This window comes from Serratia sp. JSRIV002 (genome assembly GCF_019968725.1).
Taxonomy (GTDB): domain Bacteria; phylum Pseudomonadota; class Gammaproteobacteria; order Enterobacterales; family Enterobacteriaceae; genus Chania; species Chania fonticola_B.
Genome location: NZ_CP074143.1, coordinates 5,980,749 through 6,000,354, shown reverse-complemented (window position 1 = coordinate 6,000,354; position 19,606 = coordinate 5,980,749). Strand labels below are relative to the sequence as shown.

The window sequence follows — 19,606 nt, the reverse complement described above, 5'->3', positions numbered from 1 at the left end:
GTCATAGAGTCTCTCAAATAAACAGCACGACAGTGTCTCTGTTTACAGAAACACCTTCGGGTTGTGAGGTTAAGTGACTAAGCGTACACGGTGGATGCCTAGGCAGTCAGAGGCGATGAAGGGCGTGCTAATCTGCGAAAAGTGTCGGTAAGGTGATATGAACCGTTATAACCGGCAATACCCGAATGGGGAAACCCAGTGTGTTTCGACACACTATCGTATGGTGAATACATAGCCATACGAGGCGAACCGGGGGAACTGAAACATCTAAGTACCCCGAGGAAAAGAAATCAACCGAGATTCCCCTAGTAGCGGCGAGCGAACGGGGAACAGCCCAGAACCTGAATCAGTTCTTGTGTTAGTGGAAGCGTCTGGAAAGTCGCGCAGCAAAGGGTGATAGCCCCGTACACTAAAATGCATTAATTGTGAGTTCGATGAGTAGGGCGGGACACGTGACATCCTGTCTGAATATGGGGGGACCATCCTCCAAGGCTAAATACTCCTGACTGACCGATAGTGAACCAGTACCGTGAGGGAAAGGCGAAAAGAACCCCGGCGAGGGGAGTGAAATAGAACCTGAAACCGTGTACGTACAAGCAGTGGGAGCACCTTCGTGGTGTGACTGCGTACCTTTTGTATAATGGGTCAGCGACTTATATTTTGTAGCAAGGTTAACCGTATAGGGGAGCCGTAGGGAAACCGAGTCTTAACTGGGCGAATAGTTGCAAGGTATAGACCCGAAACCCGGTGATCTAGCCATGGGCAGGTTGAAGGTTGGGTAACACTAACTGGAGGACCGAACCGACTAATGTTGAAAAATTAGCGGATGACTTGTGGCTGGGGGTGAAAGGCCAATCAAACCGGGAGATAGCTGGTTCTCCCCGAAAGCTATTTAGGTAGCGCCTCGTGAACTCATCTTCGGGGGTAGAGCACTGTTTCGGCTAGGGGGCCATCCCGGCTTACCAAACCGATGCAAACTCCGAATACCGAAGAATGTTATCACGGGAGACACACGGCGGGTGCTAACGTCCGTCGTGAAGAGGGAAACAACCCAGACCGCCAGCTAAGGTCCCAAAGTCATGGTTAAGTGGGAAACGATGTGGGAAGGCATAGACAGCCAGGATGTTGGCTTAGAAGCAGCCATCATTTAAAGAAAGCGTAATAGCTCACTGGTCGAGTCGGCCTGCGCGGAAGATGTAACGGGGCTAAACCATGCACCGAAGCTGCGGCAGCGACGCTCAGGCGTTGTTGGGTAGGGGAGCGTTCTGTAAGCCGTTGAAGGTGAACTGTGAGGTTTGCTGGAGGTATCAGAAGTGCGAATGCTGACATAAGTAACGATAAAGCGGGTGAAAAACCCGCTCGCCGGAAGACCAAGGGTTCCTGTCCAACGTTAATCGGGGCAGGGTGAGTCGACCCCTAAGGCGAGGCCGAAAGGCGTAGTCGATGGGAAACAGGTTAATATTCCTGTACTCGGTGTTACTGCGAAGGGGGGACGGAGAAGGCTAGGCTAGCCGGGCGACGGTTGTCCCGGTTTAAGCGTGTAGGGGGGTGTTCCTGGTAAATCCGGAACGCTACCAACCCTGAGGCGTGATGACGATGCACTACGGTGCAGAAGTAGTTGATGCCCTGCTTCCAGGAAAAGCCTCTAAGCATCAGGTAACATCAAATCGTACCCCAAACCGACACAGGTGGTCAGGTAGAGAATACCAAGGCGCTTGAGAGAACTCGGGTGAAGGAACTAGGCAAAATGGTGCCGTAACTTCGGGAGAAGGCACGCTGGCGCGTAGGTGAAGAGACTTGCTCTCGGAGCTGAAGCCAGTCGCAGATACCAGCTGGCTGCAACTGTTTAATAAAAACACAGCACTGTGCAAACACGAAAGTGGACGTATACGGTGTGACGCCTGCCCGGTGCTGGAAGGTTAATTGATGGGGTCAGCCGCAAGGCGAAGCTCTTGATCGAAGCCCCAGTAAACGGCGGCCGTAACTATAACGGTCCTAAGGTAGCGAAATTCCTTGTCGGGTAAGTTCCGACCTGCACGAATGGCGTAATGATGGCCAGGCTGTCTCCACCCGAGACTCAGTGAAATTGAACTCGCTGTGAAGATGCAGTGTACCCGCGGCAAGACGGAAAGACCCCGTGAACCTTTACTATAGCTTGACACTGAACATTGAGCCTTGATGTGTAGGATAGGTGGGAGGCTTTGAAGTGTGGACGCCAGTCTGCATGGAGCCAACCTTGAAATACCACCCTTTAATGTTTGATGTTCTAACTCGGCCCCGTGATCCGGGGTGAGGACAGTGTCTGGTGGGTAGTTTGACTGGGGCGGTCTCCTCCCAAAGAGTAACGGAGGAGCACGAAGGTTAGCTAATCACGGTCGGACATCGTGAGGTTAGTGCAAAGGCATAAGCTAGCTTGACTGCGAGAGTGACGGCTCGAGCAGGTACGAAAGTAGGTCTTAGTGATCCGGTGGTTCTGAATGGAAGGGCCATCGCTCAACGGATAAAAGGTACTCCGGGGATAACAGGCTGATACCGCCCAAGAGTTCATATCGACGGCGGTGTTTGGCACCTCGATGTCGGCTCATCACATCCTGGGGCTGAAGTAGGTCCCAAGGGTATGGCTGTTCGCCATTTAAAGTGGTACGCGAGCTGGGTTTAGAACGTCGTGAGACAGTTCGGTCCCTATCTGCCGTGGGCGTTGGAAGATTGAGAGGGGTTGCTCCTAGTACGAGAGGACCGGAGTGAACGCACCACTGGTGTTCGGGTTGTCATGCCAATGGCACTGCCCGGTAGCTAAGTGCGGAAAAGATAAGCGCTGAAAGCATCTAAGCGCGAAACTTGCCTCGAGATGAGTCTTCCCTGGGCCTTTAAGGCCCCTGAAGGAACGTTTAAGACTAAGACGTTGATAGGCTGGGTGTGTAAGTGCAGCGATGCATTGAGCTAACCAGTACTAATGATCCGTGAGGCTTAACCTTACAACACCAAAGGTGTTTTAGAGTAGACGACAATTTTCAGCGAAGTTCCGAGATTGGTTCTGGTGGTTACGAAAGTAACGGCCAAGAATGAAACAGAATTTGCCTGGCGGCAATAGCGCGGTGGTCCCACCTGACCCCATGCCGAACTCAGAAGTGAAACGCCGTAGCGCCGATGGTAGTGTGGGGTCTCCCCATGCGAGAGTAGGACACTGCCAGGCATCAATTAAGCCAAGAGGCCATCCGCAAGGATGGCCTTTTTGCTATGGGGCGGAAATGGAAATACCCCTCACCCCCACCCTCTCCCAGAGTACCAGCCGAGAACAACTGAACCCCCGTGTGAGGGAGAGGGAGCCGTCCGGCGTCGTGGATGAGTGAGTGCGGCTACGGCAAGTCGGAACCTTTGATGAACCCATGCCGTTTCGGCAGTGATGAGTAATCAGAAAGATAAGAAGTTCTGAGGAATACCAGCGGACTCGATCGATTCCCTCTCCCTGTGGGAGAGGGTTAGGGTGAGGGGACTATGCCTTTGTCTGCTTCAGCCACTGAACAATAAACCCAGCGATCGTTTCAGGCTGGTTGATATCAAGTAACGGCGCAACACCTTCTATCTTCCTATCGCTGGCTACGGCAATGACGTGCTGATCCAACATATCTGCAAGCGGTTTACCGACTTCCTCGCGATAGAGAACAATTTTGCTGATCTGTTCATGCTTGAACCCTTCCACCAGGATCAAATCCACCTTGCTGCGATCGAATCTGCCAGCCAGATACTGGAGATCTAAAGGCTGTTGTTCAGGTGTTTCGGTCATTAATGCCCAGCGCCGATCGCTGGCAACCAGCGTCTGGTCTGCACCGGCCTTGCGCAGTTCATAGCTGTCCTTACCAGGCGTATCAACATCCATATCATGGTGGGTATGCTTGATCAGGCCAACGCGCACCTGTTGCTGTTTTAATAGCGGGATCAATTGCTTAAGCAGCGTGGTTTTACCTGTGCCGCTATAGGCGGCGATAGCCAGCAAGGGTGGCAATAACTCCGTCATTGATCGCCCCCCTTTTCCTGCTGCCACTGTTGGCAATCTTCCGGGGTATTCAAATTACGGAAGGCGTCTTGCTGCCCACGGAACACCACCTGTTGTGCACCGACAGCCGCCATGAACAGCATCAATTTGCGTTCCCCCCGGGCTAGATAACGGGTGAGTTCCTCTGTCAGACTGGTATGCAATAAAGCGAAGGTTGGATGCTCACGCTCGCCATCGCAAGCATAGGCGGCCAGGGCATTGCCTTTATGCAGCCAAAGCTGTTCTACCAGGTTGAGAGGGAAGTCGGGTACATCGCAGGGGGCGCAGACAATCCATGGTGTGTTGGCATAAGTGAGGCCAGCCAATATACCGGCTAAGGGGCCAGGGTAATCTGCCGTCAGATCGCCGACGACCTCTAAGCCGCTTTGCTGATAGCATTGCTGATTGCGATTGGCACTGATGATCACCTGGCTCACTTGTGGTGTTAATCGGCCCAGGACGTGCTGGTACAGAGTTTTATCCCCCACTTGCACCAATCCTTTATCTTTCCCTCCCATGCGGGTAGAGCGCCCACCGGCCAGAATAACGCCGGTTATATTTGCATGCATAGTCATCATCCAACCCCTCTCCAATGCCCTGATTGTAGCGCTAAACCTGTTCAGACATCATGATTTACCTTTATTGACACGCTGGTTCTTTCACTACGTAGTCAAGCCTGCTACTTTGTGGGTTTATCACTTCATTGGATGATATGTTGCTATGAAAACGCATCGCGTAAACGAACTGATTGAGCTTTTGCACCCGGCCTGGCAGCAGGATCCCGATCTCAACCTGATTCAGTTTCTGCAAAAGCTGGCACAGGAAGCGGGTTTTCAGGGTGAGTTAGGCGATCTGAGCGATGATATCTTGATCTATCATCTGAAAATGCGCGGCAGTGCGGGCACAGAACAGATCCCAGGCTTGAAGAAAGACTACGAAGAAGACTTTAAAACGGCGTTGCTGCGTGCCCGTGGCGTGATAAAAGATTAGCATTCATGCGGTGCGATCATCAGTGGCGGTGATTAGTGCTACTCTTTCTTATTCTTGGCACGCTGTTGTCATCTGGCGAACTGAACGGTTGTTATGAACAACTCTGCATTTAATTTTGAAACCCTTTCTCCCGATCTGATAATGGATGCGCTGGAAGGGATAGGTTTGCGTGTTGATTCAGGGCTGACGGCGCTCAACAGCTATGAAAACCGCGTATACCAGTTTATGGACGAAGATCGTCGGCGTTACGTGGTGAAATTTTATCGCCCAGAACGCTGGAGTGCAGAGCAAATCGGTGAAGAACACCGGTTCGCGCTGGATTTGTCGCACAACGAAATTCCGGCGGTCGCGCCGCTGGTATTACAGGGAAATACGCTGCACACCCATGCAGGCTTTTTCTTTACCGTATTTCCGAGCGTCGGTGGCCGACAGTACGAGATCGATAATCTGGAACAGCTGGAGTGGGTCGGGCGTTTTCTTGGCCGCATCCACCAGGTGGGTAGCGAAAGCCTGTTTACCGAGCGGCCGACCATTGGCATTGAAGAGTATCTCACAGAGCCCCGGCAGGTTCTGGCCAGCTGTGATTTAGTTCCCAAGGCCCAGCGCGAGACTTTCCTGCGGGCTACGGATACGTTGATTGACGCTATCAAACCGCACTGGCAACTGGATTGGCAACCGCTGCGTTTGCATGGCGATTGCCACCCAGGCAATATCTTGTGGCGTGATGGTCCGCTGTTCGTCGATCTTGACGATGCACGCAACGGGCCGGCAATACAGGATTTGTGGATGTTGTTACACGGCGAACGTCGCGATCGGCTGATGCAGCTGGATATCCTGCTGGAGGCCTATGGCGAATTTGCCGAATTTGATCAGCGCGAGTTGGCGTTGATCGAACCCTTGCGGGCCATGCGCATGGTGTATTACCTGGCATGGGTAGCGCGCCGTTGGCAGGATCCCGCGTTTCCAAAAAGTTTCCCGTGGATGGCGGAGTCTGATTTCTGGTTATCTCAGACTGCGGCATTTACTGAACAGGTTAAGCTGTTGCAGGAACCCCCTCTGCAGCTCATGCCAATGTATTGAAGCATTAACATAATGGAGAGTTTAGTGTTATGAAAAAAATTTGGTTGGCACTCGTTGGTATGGTGATGGCATTCAGTGCCTCCGCTGCGCAATTCAGTGACGGTACGCAATACATCACTTTGGATAAGCCGGTAACTGGCGAACCACAGGTGCTGGAGTTCTTCTCTTTCTACTGCCCGCACTGCTACCAGTTTGAAGAGACATACCATATTTCTGATGCGGTCAAAAAAGCGCTGCCTGAAGGCACCAAGATGACCAAATACCATGTGGAATTCCTGGGTCCATTGGGTAAGCAATTAACTCAGGCCTGGGCAGTTGCCATGGCTCTGGGTGTAGAAGACAAAATTACTCAGCCAATGTTTGAAGCGATTCAGAAAACTCAAACCGTGCAAACGCCTGACGATATCCGCAAGGTATTCGTCAATGCAGGCGTAGCAGGTGAAGACTATGACGCGGCTTTAAACAGCTTCGTGGTGAAATCTCTGGTGGCTCAGCAAGAGAAAGCGGCAGAAGATTTGCAACTGCGCGGCGTGCCAGCGGTATTTGTTAATGGCAAATACATGGTGAAAAACGATGGCCTGGATACCAGCAGCATGGACGTTTACGTCAAGCAATTTGCTGATGTCGTTAAGTTCCTGACCGAACAAAAGTAACCTGCAGCAAGAAATCAACGCCGGTTAATCCGGCGTTTTTTTTAACTTATTCACGCTTGAGCCTGTCTAGCAAACCATCTTTTTCCTGCCACAACGTATTCAGCCAAATCTGGAATTTACGTTTAAACAGTTTGTCATTGAAGTAATCCCCGTGCAGCGACTCATCAATCGGCAGGCATTCAATCCTGACGACAACCCGTTGCAAACGGCCACACAACATATCCATAAAGGGATGCTCACGGTTATCCGGATAGCACAAGGTGACATTCAGGATCTTATCAAATTGCTGGCCAAGCGCACTAAGCGTAAAGGCGATCCCGGCAGCTTTCGGGGCGAGCAAATTGCGGTAGGGTGAGCGGGTTTTAATTTTCTTGGCCTCGGTGAAACGAGACCCCTCAACGAAATTGACGATGGTGGTCGGGCGCAGGCGAAACTTGTCGCAGGAACGCCGCGTGGTTTCGATATCCTGCCCGCTTTTCTCTGGATGTCTGTGCAGATAGGCCCGCGAGTAGCGCTTCATAAAGGGCATATCCAACGCCCAGCAGGCCAGGCCGACGAAGGGGATCCAGGCCAGTTGCTGTTTCAGGAAGTACTTATTCATAGGTATATGGTGACGGAATAACACACACAGCACTACAATGTCCGACCAGCTTTTATGGTTGCTGATCAGCAAATACCAATTCTTTTTCTCCAGCCCGTGCAGCCCTTGAATATCCCACTGCAAGCGGGGATTAATTCGTAACAATACTGCCAGGCATTGGCACCAGCACCACATCGTCAGGTCAGCAAAGGCTGAAATGTATCGCCAAACGGCGGGCATGGGGATCAAAAGCTTAATGATACCGGCCAAAACAATGGGGATGGAGCACAGCATCGTTACGCCAATGGCAAGCAGCGCAGAAAAGATAAAAATAACAGGGGCTAGCAATTTTGGCATGGGTTTAGTGCTGACGGTTGAAGGAAACATGGTTAGATACGTCAGTACGTACCAACAAAAAAATATTTTAACAGAATCCTGGCCAAGAATACGCGGCTATAAGTAAGCGATTTTAACCTGGTAGAAATTGCCAGTTGTTAGCCGTTGGCGTGCAGATTTTCAATCTTGTGCTATGGTCATTGAGGTGCCTAAATTGATTAAACGTGCGATTAAACTTCGGCCCCAGTTATATCCACAAATTAACTGAAACACGATAAATAGCAAAACCGCCAATCCCCTCTTTCAACAGTGTGATTTGTCTAGGAATTTTATTCTCCATTATAACGATATTACCTTCGTTATAATTCAGTTGCTAAACTATGCACAAAGTTATCCACAGGCAGGATCTTGCGGATCGCTTCACAGGATCTCATCTAATTTGGCCATATTGCACGCTAAGGTTCGTCACCAGCGGCTAGCTATGGCATCCTTACCCCAGTCCTTTTCACGAAAAAGAAACGTTATGGCCCAGATTGCAGAAAACCCATTAATCCTGGTGGATGGTTCCTCTTACCTTTACCGCGCCTACCACGCCTTCCCACCGCTGACAAACTCGGTCGGTGAGCCGACGGGAGCGATGTACGGTGTGCTGAACATGCTGCGCAGCCTGCTGTTGCAGTATACCCCCAGCCATGTGGCGGTGGTGTTTGATGCCAAAGGGAAGACCTTCCGTGACGAGCTGTTTGCCGAATATAAATCACATCGGCCACCGATGCCGGACGATTTGCGAGCGCAGATCGAACCGCTGCACCAGATGGTTAAAGCCATGGGGTTACCGTTGCTGGTTACACCTGGCGTAGAGGCCGATGACGTAATCGGCACTCTGGCGCTAGAGGCTGAGAAAGCGGGTCATGCCGTGTTGATCAGCACCGGCGACAAAGATATGGCTCAGTTGGTGACGCCGAATGTTACCCTGATCAATACCATGAACAACACCATCCTCGGCCCGCAGGAGGTCTGTGATAAATACGGTATTCCTCCTGAACTGATCATCGATTTCCTGGCGCTGATGGGGGATTCGTCAGATAACATCCCTGGCGTACCTGGGGTGGGTGAGAAAACGGCCCAGGCGCTGCTGCAAGGGTTAGGGGGCCTGGATCAGCTCTATGCCAATCTGGATAGCATTGCCACGCTGAGCTTCCGCGGTGCCAAGACCATGGCGGCCAAGCTGGAGCAGAACAAAGAGGTGGCCTATCTCTCTTACAAACTGGCGACAATCAAAACCGATGTTGAACTGGATCTGAAATGCAGTGAGCTGGAAGTGAGCCCACCGGATGTCGATCAACTGCAGGCGCTGTTTAAGCGCTACGAGTTCAAACGCTGGATGGCCGATGTTGAAGCCGGGACCTGGTTAGAAAACAAAGGGTCAGGTCGTAAGGCCAGCGCGGCAGCCAAGCCAGCCTCAACGGCAGAAGCACCAAGAGCCGCCGTAGAGCCTACCCTGTCGCAGGAAGGTTACGTCACCATTCTGGATGAGGAAACCTTCGCCGATTGGATGGAGCGCCTGAAACAGGCCGAAGTTTTTGCCTTCGATACCGAAACTGACGGCCTGGATACCCTGACGGCTAACCTGATCGGTCTGTCCTTCGCCATTGAGCCTGGCGTGGCGGCGTACCTGCCGGTTGCACACGATTATCTGGATGCTCCCCCACAGCTGGATCGCAACCACGTGCTGGCCATCCTGAAGCCGCTGCTGGAAGACGAAAAGGCGTTGAAGGTGGGGCAGAACCTGAAGTTCGATAAAAGCCTGCTAGCCCGCTATGACATCGATCTACGCGGTATCGCCTACGACACCATGCTGGAGTCCTACGTACTCGACAGCGTCAGTGGCCGTCACGATATGGATAGCCTGGCCGATCGCTACCTGGGCCATAAAACCATTACCTTCGAAGAGATCGCGGGCAAAGGCAAAAAACAGTTAACCTTTAACCAGATCGCCCTTGAAGAGGCGGGCCCTTATGCGGCAGAAGATGCCGACGTTACGCTACAGCTGCATTTGGCGATGTGGCCGCAGTTGAAAGAGAGTGAAGGCCTGCTGACGGTATTCAATGAGATTGAAATGCCGCTGTTGCCGGTGCTTTCCCATATCGAACGCACCGGGGTGCTGATCGATCCTAACATTCTGGCTGCTCACTCCATTGAGTTGACCAAGCGCCTCGGCGAGCTTGAAGTGCAGGCCCATGAATTGGCAGAAGAGCCGTTCAATCTGGCCTCGACCAAGCAGTTGCAGGCCATTTTGTATGAAAAGCAAAAGCTGCCGGTGCTGAAAAAGACCCCTGGCGGTGCTCCTTCAACCAATGAGGAAGTGCTGGCCGAGTTGGCGCTGGATTATCCGCTGCCTAAAGTGATCCTGGAATACCGTGGTCTGGCGAAGCTGAAAACCACCTATACCGACAAACTGCCGTTGATGATCAACCCGGTTAGCGGGCGGGTGCATACTTCCTATCACCAAGCCGTCACCGCCACCGGTCGCCTGTCATCCAGCGATCCAAACCTGCAAAACATTCCGGTACGTAACGATGAAGGGCGCCGTATCCGTCAGGCATTTATTGCGCCTGAGGGTTACCGTATTGTCGCGGCGGACTACTCGCAGATTGAACTGCGCATCATGGCCCATTTATCGCAGGACGAAGGCTTGCTCACAGCGTTTGCTGAAGGTAAGGACATACACCGGGCAACGGCGGCAGAAGTCTTTGGTCTGGCGTTGGAGAAGGTCACCAACGAACAGCGTCGCAGTGCCAAGGCGATTAACTTTGGTCTGATTTACGGCATGAGCGCATTTGGTTTGGCTCGCCAGTTGGGGATCCCGCGCGGCGAAGCGCAGCGCTATATGGATCTGTACTTCGAGCGCTACCCTGGCGTGCTGGAGTATATGGAGCGCACCCGTCAGCAGGCCGCCGAGCAGGGCTACGTCAGCACGCTGGATGGCCGCCGGTTGTATCTGCCGGACGTTCGCTCCAGTAACGGTATGCGTCGCAAGGCGGCCGAGAGAGCGGCGATTAACGCCCCTATGCAGGGCACTGCTGCGGATATCATCAAACGTGCGATGATTGAGGTGGATGCCTGGCTGCAAGGGCCTGAGAAGCCGCTGGTGCGCATGATTATGCAGGTACACGATGAACTGGTGTTTGAAATCCACGAGTCCGCCATCGAAGAGGCCAGCCTGCGCATTCATGAGTTAATGGAAAACAGTATGCAGCTGGCTGTTCCGCTGCGGGTGGACATCGGTGTAGGTAAAAACTGGGATGAGGCTCACTGATTACCCTGGGTGATACGTTATGGCCAGTTTTCGCTAACAGGCGAAAACCTAAGCACTTTTGGTAATTGAGCAACATCCTTCGGTGATTGTTTCGACTAAATTGGCGTTGTTAGTGCCCGGATCGTGTAAGTAAACTACAAAAAATTCTTTTGCAGCGTGAAAAAATGATGTAGAGTTACAGACGTAGGGTACAGAGGTAAGATGTTCTATCTTTCAGACCTTTTACTTCACGTAATCGGATTTGGCTGAATATTTAGCCGCCCCAGTCAGTATTGACTGGGGCGTTTTTTATTGTAAAAACAAAGCAAAAGCATCGATTTTCGTTATCCCCGCCTGCTCTTCTCCTGCCGTTCCTTTGGCTGATTTATCTGCATGTATCTCCTGACAGCGCACTATCTACCATAAGTTTTTATGATGGCTTTTAGTCAAAATTGTAATTAGATAACGAAATGCGGCCTCGTGTAGGGTGATAACGGGCGTAAAAAAGCCGATGTTTTAGCATCGGCTCTGCATGCGGCCCACTACGAAATACCCGCAGCGGTTATCATTCCCCGCCGATATCGTCTTCCGGCAGCACTTCCGGTGGGATCTCGTTAAACCAGGTATTCAACTTCTGGCTCAGTTTATCGACACCGATCTTTTTCGGTGACGAGAAGGCTTCCACCTGAATATCACCCATAAATGGCAGCACGGCCTCACGCACCATATTGAGTTGTGCCTTGCGGGCACCAGAGGCCAGCTTATCGGCCTTGGTCAGCAGGACCAGCACTGGCGTGCCAACGTCGACGGCCCACTGGATCATCTGTTGGTCCAGGTCTTTGAGCGGATGACGAATATCCATCAGCACCACCAGGCCTTTCAGGCAGTTACGCATTTGCAGATATTCACCCAGCGCCCGCTGCCATTTCTTCTTCATCTCTTCCGGCACTTCGGCATAGCCATAGCCTGGCAGGTCGACCAGGCGAATGCCTTCTTCGACCTCGAACAGGTTAATCAGCTGGGTACGCCCCGGCGTTTTACTGGTACGTGCCAGGCCTTTCTGATTGGTCAGGGTATTCAGTGCGCTGGACTTACCGGCGTTGGAACGGCCGGCGAACGCAACTTCAATACCTTCATCCCCCGGTAGGTGGCGAATATCGGGTGCACTGGTGACGAAATGGGTCACATGGTAATTGTAGTTCTTGCTGGTCAAAATTTTCGTCTCCGTGAGGATGGCTATCTGGTGGGCGATTATAACTGCATCAGCGCTAAAAGGGTGTGTTTCTCGGTTATTAAGCGTTTTAACCACTGAGCCCTTGTGGCAAAAGGTCGACCGCCGTGTGAGACATTGACCATTCGAATTGGGGGTAATGTCGCTTTATTCGAAAGCTGTAAATATTTTATTTGTTATAAAACAGGGCATTGTAATTTCGTTAAGTAAAAGATCGTCGTAAGCCACCTGTAGGTATCTTGAGCACATCCCATAAAAGCGTAAAGTAGGTTGCAAGGCAGGAGGCCAAGGAAACAGGAACATCCAGGAAGGGTGAAAAATCTCAGGGAATACACAGGCAGTGTAATGAGTACCAGGATGATGTCAGATGGAATTGAAACTATTGGTGCCGGAGCGCACGAATAGTACACGGATGATGAAGTGACTGCAATTGGGACGCCCGCGGGAAGCGCACTCAGGAAGAGTGGAAGCGAACGGATCGCAGCACGGATGATTTTTTCTTTCAGGATGAAAGACGTAGTAGCAGGGAGCGCGGTTATCGCAGATGGAAAAACCGGGATGTTGAGTGTGCGCATGGAGCGCGGAGCAGGAATATCCTTCGAGTGAAGGTGCGAAATAGGCGGCAGGTTTTAACCTGCCGCCTTTTTTCTTTGTCTGCTTTCTGCTAGATTCCGCCGCAACCGTATAGCAATTCTATACTGGATCTACATACCTAAGAGTAAAAGCCATGAACCAGCCATCAAAAGCACCTCGCGGCCCACGCAGCAGCGCGGCGACGTCAAAAAGTAAAAAGAAAAGTCGTGTGGAGCTCGATCAGGAAGCGCGCGAGCGCAAGCGCCTGAAAAAGCGCCGTGGCCTGGCTTCCGGTTCACGTACCCAGGTTGAGTCTGCCAACCAGAAAAATAAAACTGGCGCGCAACCCAAAGATCCTCGTCTCGGCAGTAAAGTGCCGGTTGCGCTGGTGGTCGACGCTAAAGTGAAGGCGACCAAGCCACAGCCAAAACCGAAGGCAGAAAAACCGCGCCTCACGCCAGAAGAAGAACTGACCAAGCTGGAAAACGATGAACGTCTGGATGCCTTGCTGGATCGCCTGGATGAAGGCGCCACGCTGAGCGCGGAAGATCAGGCGTACGTTGATCAAACCCTGGATCGTATTGATGCGCTGATGGAACAGCTGGGCATCGAACTGGGTGATGAAGACGACGAAGAGCAGGAAGAGAAGCAGGAAGATATTCTGAAACTGCTGAAAGGCGGTAACCCGAAAGACGTATTTTAAGCGGTTATGTGGCTGATCCCGGCAATAGCCCTACTGTTGACATGTTATCTACTGTGGTTATTCGGTAAACTGTGGCGGCTGTCGAAGCGCAAAACGCGTTTTCGCAGCGCTTCCGCGGCCAGACAGCGTAGACAACTGCCCATTTCCCGGCCCGGTAGGAAAAAATATCGGAAGGAGTGAGCAAGCATGTCAGAACAGACCATTGTCTGGGATTTGGCCCTGATCCAAAAATATAACTATTCAGGCCCGCGTTATACTTCATACCCCACGGCGCTGGAGTTTAACCAGGGCTATGACGAAGCTGCGTTCCAACGCGCGGCTACGCGCTACCCTGAGCGCCCGCTGTCGCTGTATGTCCATATTCCCTTCTGTCATAAGCTCTGCTATTTCTGCGGCTGCAATAAGCTGGTCACACGCCAGACTCACAAGGCCGATGAATACCTGGCCGTGTTGGAGCGGGAAATCATCGCTCGTGCCCCTCTGTTTGCCGGCCGCAAGGTCAGCCAACTGCATTGGGGCGGCGGTACGCCAACCTATCTGGATAAGCAGCAAATCAGTCGGCTGGTCGCCATGCTACGCCAGCACTTTGATTTCCAGCCAGCAATGGAGATGTCGATCGAAGTTGACCCGCGTGAAATCGAGCTGGACGTGCTGGACCACCTGCGTGCCGAAGGCTTCAACCGCCTCAGCATGGGAGTGCAGGACTTCAATAAAGAAGTGCAGCGTCTGGTTAACCGCGAGCAGGATGAAGAGTTCATTTTTGCCCTGATCGCCCGGGCTAAAGCGCTTGGCTTCAACTCGACCAATATCGATCTGATTTACGGCCTGCCGAAGCAGACGCCAGAGAGTTTTGCCTTCACCCTGCAACGGGTGGCGGAGCTGAACCCGGATCGCCTGAGCGTATTTAACTACGCCCATATGCCGAACCTGTTTGCTGCCCAACGTAAAATCAAGGACGCCGATCTACCTAGCGCCCAGCAGAAACTCGATATTCTGCAGCAAACCATCGCTTCGCTAACGGAGTCGGGCTATCAGTTTATCGGTATGGACCATTTTGCCCGGCCGAACGATGAGCTGGCCATTGCCCAGCGCGAAGGCAAACTGCACCGCAATTTCCAGGGTTATACCACCCAAGGGGACAGCGATCTGCTGGGCCTGGGGGTTTCTGCCATCAGCATGCTGGGTGACAGCTACGCGCAGAACCAGAAAGAGCTGAAGGTGTATTACGCTAACGTGGAAGAGCAGGGGAACGCCTTGTGGCGTGGCCTGGCGATGACGGAAGATGACTGCCTGCGTCGTGATGTGATCAAGACGCTAATCTGTAATTTCCAACTGGCCTATCAACCGATTGAGCAGCAATACGGCATTGCGTTTGCGGATTACTTTGCCGCCGATCTGGAATTACTGGCGCCGTTCGAACGTGACGGGCTGGTGGAGCGCGATGAGCATGGCATTCGCGTCACGCCTCGTGGGCGCTTGCTGATCCGTAATATTTGCATGTGCTTCGATATCTACCTGCGTAAACAGGCCCGCGCCCAACAGTTTTCCCGGGTTATCTGACGCCAACACCAAGGTGGATGTGTAGGGGCGCAGCGTGCTGCGCCCTGTTAACTGAAGAAATTGATCAGTGCGGCGCACAACACCGTGGCAACGGCCGCCTGCGGTGAATGGCTGACGGCAGAGCCGACGTCTGCGCCTTGGGTAAGAAAGACGATGAGTGTATCCAGCATCAAAAGCCTCCTGAGTTTGCGTTTCGATCATACTGCTGTCGCATATCCGGTAAAAGCCTTAAATCGCTGGTTTTTTGTGCGCTGGATTGTATTTTTAATCATCTAGCGCCCCTCTCTTACTCCATCCCTAATTCTTTCAGCTTACGCGTTAAGGTATTCCGGCCCCATCCCAACAGGCGGGCAGCTTCCTGCTTGTGCCCCTGGGTATGCCGTAGCGCGGTGGTGAGCAAAGTGCGCTCCATTTCCGGCTGAGCTTCGGACAACAGGTTTTGATGACCGGAACGTAACGCGCGGTCGGCCCACTGTGCCAACAACGTGGCCCAACTGTCCGGTAAGCCGTGGCTACTGGCTTGCGGCGCGGCGGTTTCAAACAGCTCTGAGGGCAGATCCTGGATCAGCACTTCTTGCCCGGCGGCCATCACGGTCAGCCAGCGGCAGGTGTTTTCCAACTGGCGTACGTTGCCTGGCCACGGCAGGCGAGTGAGGGCGGTTTCGGTTTCCGGATGCAGGTTCTTCGCCTCCACACCCAACTCTTTCGCAGCCACCTGAAGGAAATAGCGCGCCAGGCGCGGAATATCCTCACGGCGTTCACGCAGCGGCGGCAGATGTACGCGGATCACGTTCAGGCGGTGGAACAGATCTTCACGAAATTTGCCCTCCTGAACGCGCAACTCCAGGTTCTGGTGCGTGGCGGCAATGATACGCACGTCTACCTTTACCGGCGCATAGCCACCCACGCGATAGAACTGACCATCCGCCAATACGCGCAGCAAGCGGGTTTGCACATCCAGCGGCATATCCCCGATTTCATCCAGGAACAGCGTACCACCGTCGGCCTGTTCAAAACGGCCCTGACGGATCTGATTGGCGCCGGTAAACGCCCCTTTCTCATGGCCGAACAGTTCAGATTCGATCAGGTCTTTGGGGATCGCGGCCATGTTCAGGGCGATAAACGGAGATTTGACGCGTGGGCTGTGGCGATGCAACGCATGGGCGACCAGCTCTTTCCCAGTTCCCGACTCCCCGTTGATCAGCACGCTGATGGAGGAACGTGACAGGCGGCCGATAATGCGGAACACATCCTGCATTGCCGGGGCCTCACCAATAATATCGGCGACAGGATCGTTGGCAGGCTGGCTGCGAGCGGGTTGCTGCTGCTCTTGATAGTGGCTGATGGCACGTTCTACCAGAGCAACGGCCTCATCAATATCAAAGGGTTTTGGCAGGTAATCGAATGCCCCTTGTTGATAGGCGCTAACCGCCGCGTCCAGATCCGAATGTGCCGTCATTATGATGACCGGGAGCATCGGGTGACGCTGTTTGATCTGCTTGAGCAGCGCCAGGCCATCCATACCCGGCATGCGGATATCTGATAGCAGCACGTCGGGAGTTTGCGTGGCCAATGCTTCCAACACGGCATTGCCGCTGTCGAAGGTGACGCTGTTCACCCCGGCTCCGGTGAGCGCACGCTCTAGCACCCAGCGGATGGAGCTATCGTCATCGACGATCCAGACTATCCCTCGTTGCATAGCACAAACCTCACTGGCGAATAGGCAGGAAAACCGAGAATTCGGTGTGACCTGGCCAACTGTTAAATTCAATTTTTCCGCAATGCTGATCGATTAGATTACGGGCGATGGATAACCCCAGGCCGGTACCGCCTTCGCGGCCGCTGACCATTGGGTAGAACAGAGTGTCTTGCAACTGGGCCGGTACGCCCGGGCCGTCATCCTCAACATCGATCCGTGCCGCCAGCCGGTAGCGGGTGCCGTGCAGGGTGATCTGAAACGCGGTACGCGTGCGCAGCGTGATGGTGCCACCGGTTTCGCTCAGCGCCTGCAGCGCGTTGCGGGTGATATTGAGCAACACCTGCTCGATTTGATCGGGATCGTGCGCCAGCTCAGGCAGACTAGGGTCGTAATCACGCACCAGCGTGACGTTATCGGGTTTCTCCAACGACACCAATTGGAAGACTCGCTCCGCGACCTGATGGATACTCTGAGTAATATGTTGGCCGGGGCGCTGTGGCCCTAGCAGGCGATCTACCAGATTACGCAGCCGATCGGCCTGTTCGATGATCACCTTGGTGTATTCCGTCAGCGAAGGGTCTGGCAAAGCTTTGGCCAGCAACTGCGCGGCACCCCGCAAACCGCCGAGCGGATTTTTGATTTCATGCGCCAGGCCGCGCACCAGATCGCGAGCCGCAACCTGTTGGGCGTGCTGTAACTGCTCCTGGCTGAGGCGACGCTGATTGTCCATTGGGGCCAGCTCAAGCAGAATAAAGCCATCTGGCAGCGCCTGAGCGGTCAGGGAGAGGATATGGGCGCGGCTGTCGACCACCAGGGTCACTTCGTTATCGGTAAAGCCCTGGCCAGCATGCAGGCTCTCACGCATCAGATCGATATTCAGCGAAAAATAGCCAAGTAAATCGGGCAGCGGTGTACCGAAAAGTTTACGAGAACTCTGTGCCAGCAGCTGTTGTGCCGCCGGGTTGGCGTAGTGGATCGCCAGTGTGTCATCCAACAGCAAAATGCTGTTGATGAGAGAATTGAGGATCTGCCCAGCATCGGGCAGCTTGCCGGTTGCCATACAGCAGTCTCCTGCACCTTTTTAGTGCATCCATCCTACTCCATCCGCAACCATCACGGTATGAAATAGTTTTGCAGAATATACGGTGGAGAAAAAAGCCCATCCGAAGATGGGCTAAAAGTTTCCACGGCAACAAAAAAACGGCTACTAATACTTAGGACGCGCCATCCGTAGACAGCGCGGGTATGACTTAAACGCTGTAATACAGTTCGAACTCAACTGGGTGTGGCGTCATGCGCACGCGATCCATCTCTTCTTTACGCAGTTCGATGTAGGCATCGATCGCGTCGTCGGTGAATACGCCACCGCGGGTCAGGAATTCACGGTCTTCGTTCAGTGCGGCCATTGCTTCATCCAGTGAGCCAGCCACTTTTGGAATTTCAGCTTCTTCTTCCGGCGGCAGGTCATACAGGTTTTTATCCATGGCATCGCCAGGGTGGATCTTGTTGATCACGCCGTCCAGGCCAGCCATCAGCAGTGCAGCGAAGCACAGGTATGGGTTAGCCGCTGGGTCCGGGAAACGAGCTTCGATACGGCGCGCTTTCGGGCTGGCAACCACTGGGATACGGATAGACGCAGAGCGGTTACGGGCAGAGTAAGCCAGCATAACCGGCGCTTCGTAACCTGGGACCAGACGCTTGTAGGAGTTGGTGGTCGGGTTGGCCAGGGCGTTGATCGCTTTAGCGTGTTTGATGATGCCGCCAATGTAGAACAGCGCCATTTCAGACAGGCCGCCGTACTTGTCGCCAGCGAACAGGTTGGTACCGTTCTTGGACAGTGACATGTGGCAGTGCATACCTGAGCCGTTATCGCCGAACATCGGTTTTGGCATGAAGGTCGCGGTTTTGCCAAATGCGTGAGCCACGTTGTGAACCACGTATTTGTAGATTTGGATTTCGTCGGCTTTCTTGGTCATGGTATTGAAGCGGGTAGCCACTTCGTTCTGACCTGCGGTTGCCACTTCGTGGTGGTGAGCTTCAACCACCAGGCCCATTTCTTCCATGGTCAGACACATGGTAGAACGGATGTCCTGTGAAGAGTCGACCGGTGGCACTGGGAAGTAACCGCCTTTGACCGCTGGACGGTGGCCTTTGTTGCCGCCTTCGAGTTTGGTGCTGGAGTTCCAGGCACCTTCGATATCATCAATAGCAACCATAGAACCACGGATGCTGCTACCGAAACGAATGTCGTCAAACAGGAAGAACTCTGGTTCTGGCCCGAACAGCACGGTATCGGCGATGCCGGAAGAGCGCAGGAAGTCTTCAGCACGCTTGGAGATTGAGCGTGGGTCACGATCGTAGCCCTGCATGGTGCCTGGCTCGAGGATGTCACAACGAATGATCAGGGTAGATTCTTCGAAGAACGGATCCAGAACCGCCGTGCTGGCGTCTGGCATCAGGACCATGTCAGATTCGTTGATGCCCTTCCAACCACCGATTGAGGAGCCGTCAAACATTTTACCTTCTTCGAAGAAGTCGGCATTTACCTGATGAGCAGGGATGGTAACGTGTTGCTCTTTACCCTTGGTGTCAGTGAAACGCAGGTCTACGAATTTCACTTCATGCTCATTCAGCATCGTCAAAACGTGTTCAGCGGACATACTTAACTCTCCCGGATTTATCGTTGTCATCGTCGTGGAACGAATCTGTGTAACTGGCCTGTTTTGCCTTGTGTAGACTAAAGCGAAAACTGTGCCAACTTTTAAAAAGCGAAAAAATCGCCGGTTTGTGCGGGTTTTGCTCATTGCCAGTATGCACCATTAGCGATGCAATGCACTATGGTGGTGCAAATAACCTGGGGTAGGGCACTA

The 19,606-nt window shown here is 53.1% G+C and carries 14 protein-coding genes and 2 rRNA genes; 8 read left to right on the top strand and 8 right to left on the bottom strand.

Going from position 1 to position 19,606, the window contains the following annotated elements; genetic code table 11:
- The first annotated feature begins 67 nt into the window (after positions 1-67).
- Together KGP26_RS28155 and rrf are read left to right on the top strand one after the other, a co-directional pair.
- Positions 68-2,975 (top strand): 23S ribosomal RNA (locus KGP26_RS28155).
- 102 nt (positions 2,976-3,077) lie between these two features.
- Positions 3,078-3,193: ribosomal RNA gene (rrf, locus tag KGP26_RS28150) — 5S ribosomal RNA — on the top strand.
- Positions 3,194-3,493: 300 nt separating this feature from the next.
- On the opposite strand, the gene mobB is transcribed toward rrf, so the two are convergent.
- Together mobB and mobA are read right to left on the bottom strand one after the other, a co-directional pair.
- The gene (gene mobB / locus KGP26_RS28145) at positions 3,494-4,015 is read right to left on the bottom strand and encodes a molybdopterin-guanine dinucleotide biosynthesis protein MobB (protein ID WP_094983259.1); all 522 of its coding nucleotides are present in this window, start codon (positions 4,013-4,015) and stop codon (positions 3,494-3,496) included.
- Complete coding sequence (gene mobA, locus KGP26_RS28140; protein WP_094983260.1) at positions 4,012-4,602, bottom strand: molybdenum cofactor guanylyltransferase MobA; 591 nt, start codon at positions 4,600-4,602, stop codon at positions 4,012-4,014. Before mobA ends, mobB begins: the two co-directional genes overlap by 4 nt.
- Before the next feature lie 151 nt (positions 4,603-4,753).
- Here mobA and KGP26_RS28135 point away from each other — a divergent pair, with 151 nt between their 5' ends.
- From KGP26_RS28135 to dsbA, 3 genes are all read left to right on the top strand, one after another.
- Complete coding sequence (locus KGP26_RS28135; RefSeq protein WP_059199298.1) at positions 4,754-5,023, top strand: YihD family protein; 270 nt, start codon at positions 4,754-4,756, stop codon at positions 5,021-5,023.
- Between the two features lie 93 nt (positions 5,024-5,116).
- A complete protein-coding gene (locus tag KGP26_RS28130) occupies positions 5,117-6,103 on the top strand; it encodes a serine/threonine protein kinase (protein ID WP_071683787.1) in 987 nt (328 codons plus the stop codon).
- Positions 6,104-6,132: 29 nt separating this feature from the next.
- Complete coding sequence (gene dsbA, locus KGP26_RS28125) at positions 6,133-6,756, top strand: thiol:disulfide interchange protein DsbA (RefSeq protein ID WP_024482970.1); 624 nt, start codon at positions 6,133-6,135, stop codon at positions 6,754-6,756.
- Positions 6,757-6,802: 46 nt separating this feature from the next.
- On the opposite strand, the gene KGP26_RS28120 is transcribed toward dsbA, so the two are convergent.
- A complete protein-coding gene (locus KGP26_RS28120; protein ID WP_115159569.1) occupies positions 6,803-7,693 on the bottom strand; it encodes an acyltransferase in 891 nt (296 codons plus the stop codon).
- A gap of 502 nt (positions 7,694-8,195) precedes the next feature.
- Between KGP26_RS28120 and polA the strand changes: the two genes are divergently transcribed.
- Positions 8,196-10,991, top strand: coding sequence for a DNA polymerase I (polA, locus tag KGP26_RS28115; protein WP_209523660.1), 2,796 nt, complete (start codon positions 8,196-8,198; stop codon positions 10,989-10,991).
- A 544-nt stretch (positions 10,992-11,535) separates the two neighbouring features.
- Here the strand turns inward: polA and yihA are convergent.
- Positions 11,536-12,183, bottom strand: a complete 648-nt coding sequence (gene yihA, locus KGP26_RS28110; RefSeq protein WP_024482967.1) for a ribosome biogenesis GTP-binding protein YihA/YsxC — start codon at positions 12,181-12,183, stop codon at positions 11,536-11,538.
- Positions 12,184-12,928: 745 nt separating this feature from the next.
- Between yihA and yihI the strand changes: the two genes are divergently transcribed.
- Entirely contained in the window at positions 12,929-13,477 is a 549-nt protein-coding gene (gene yihI, locus KGP26_RS28105; RefSeq protein WP_024527819.1) for a Der GTPase-activating protein YihI, read from the top strand.
- Between the two features lie 186 nt (positions 13,478-13,663).
- Positions 13,664-15,037 carry an oxygen-independent coproporphyrinogen III oxidase gene (gene hemN / locus KGP26_RS28100; RefSeq protein WP_094983256.1) on the top strand — a complete coding sequence of 458 codons (1,374 nt, stop codon included), beginning with the start codon at positions 13,664-13,666 and terminating at the stop codon, positions 15,035-15,037.
- Positions 15,038-15,084: 47 nt separating this feature from the next.
- Here hemN and KGP26_RS28095 read toward each other — a convergent pair whose 3' ends face one another.
- The 4 genes from KGP26_RS28095 to glnA all read right to left on the bottom strand — a co-directional run bounded on the left by KGP26_RS28095 (position 15,085) and on the right by glnA (position 19,396).
- Positions 15,085-15,207 (bottom strand): YshB family small membrane protein, encoded by a 123-nt coding sequence (locus KGP26_RS28095; RefSeq protein ID WP_137751101.1) that lies wholly within the window; start codon positions 15,205-15,207, stop codon positions 15,085-15,087.
- Between the two features lie 116 nt (positions 15,208-15,323).
- Entirely contained in the window at positions 15,324-16,736 is a 1,413-nt protein-coding gene (gene glnG, locus KGP26_RS28090; RefSeq protein ID WP_024527821.1) for a nitrogen regulation protein NR(I), read from the bottom strand.
- Positions 16,737-16,746: 10 nt separating this feature from the next.
- Positions 16,747-17,796, bottom strand: a complete 1,050-nt coding sequence (gene glnL, locus KGP26_RS28085; protein ID WP_065683705.1) for a nitrogen regulation protein NR(II) — start codon at positions 17,794-17,796, stop codon at positions 16,747-16,749.
- A gap of 190 nt (positions 17,797-17,986) precedes the next feature.
- Entirely contained in the window at positions 17,987-19,396 is a 1,410-nt protein-coding gene (glnA, locus tag KGP26_RS28080; protein ID WP_024482962.1) for a glutamate--ammonia ligase, read from the bottom strand.
- Positions 19,397-19,606 lie beyond the last annotated feature (210 nt).

Excerpts from the sequence above, each read along its gene's own strand:
- mobB (WP_094983259.1), bottom strand. The coding sequence starts at position 4,015 with ATGACGGAGTTATTGCCACCCTTGCTGGCTATCGCCGCCTATAGCGGC.
- mobA (WP_094983260.1), bottom strand. The coding sequence starts at position 4,602 with ATGCATGCAAATATAACCGGCGTTATTCTGGCCGGTGGGCGCTCTACC.
- KGP26_RS28135 (WP_059199298.1), top strand. The coding sequence starts at position 4,754 with ATGAAAACGCATCGCGTAAACGAACTGATTGAGCTTTTGCACCCGGCC.
- KGP26_RS28130 (WP_071683787.1), top strand. The coding sequence starts at position 5,117 with ATGAACAACTCTGCATTTAATTTTGAAACCCTTTCTCCCGATCTGATA.
- dsbA (WP_024482970.1), top strand. The coding sequence starts at position 6,133 with ATGAAAAAAATTTGGTTGGCACTCGTTGGTATGGTGATGGCATTCAGT.
- KGP26_RS28120 (WP_115159569.1), bottom strand. The coding sequence starts at position 7,693 with ATGCCAAAATTGCTAGCCCCTGTTATTTTTATCTTTTCTGCGCTGCTT.
- polA (WP_209523660.1), top strand. The coding sequence starts at position 8,196 with ATGGCCCAGATTGCAGAAAACCCATTAATCCTGGTGGATGGTTCCTCT.
- yihI (WP_024527819.1), top strand. The coding sequence starts at position 12,929 with ATGAACCAGCCATCAAAAGCACCTCGCGGCCCACGCAGCAGCGCGGCG.
- hemN (WP_094983256.1), top strand. The coding sequence starts at position 13,664 with ATGTCAGAACAGACCATTGTCTGGGATTTGGCCCTGATCCAAAAATAT.
- KGP26_RS28095 (WP_137751101.1), bottom strand. The coding sequence starts at position 15,207 with ATGCTGGATACACTCATCGTCTTTCTTACCCAAGGCGCAGACGTCGGC.
- glnG (WP_024527821.1), bottom strand. The coding sequence starts at position 16,736 with ATGCAACGAGGGATAGTCTGGATCGTCGATGACGATAGCTCCATCCGC.
- glnL (WP_065683705.1), bottom strand. The coding sequence starts at position 17,796 with ATGGCAACCGGCAAGCTGCCCGATGCTGGGCAGATCCTCAATTCTCTC.
- glnA (WP_024482962.1), bottom strand. The coding sequence starts at position 19,396 with ATGTCCGCTGAACACGTTTTGACGATGCTGAATGAGCATGAAGTGAAA.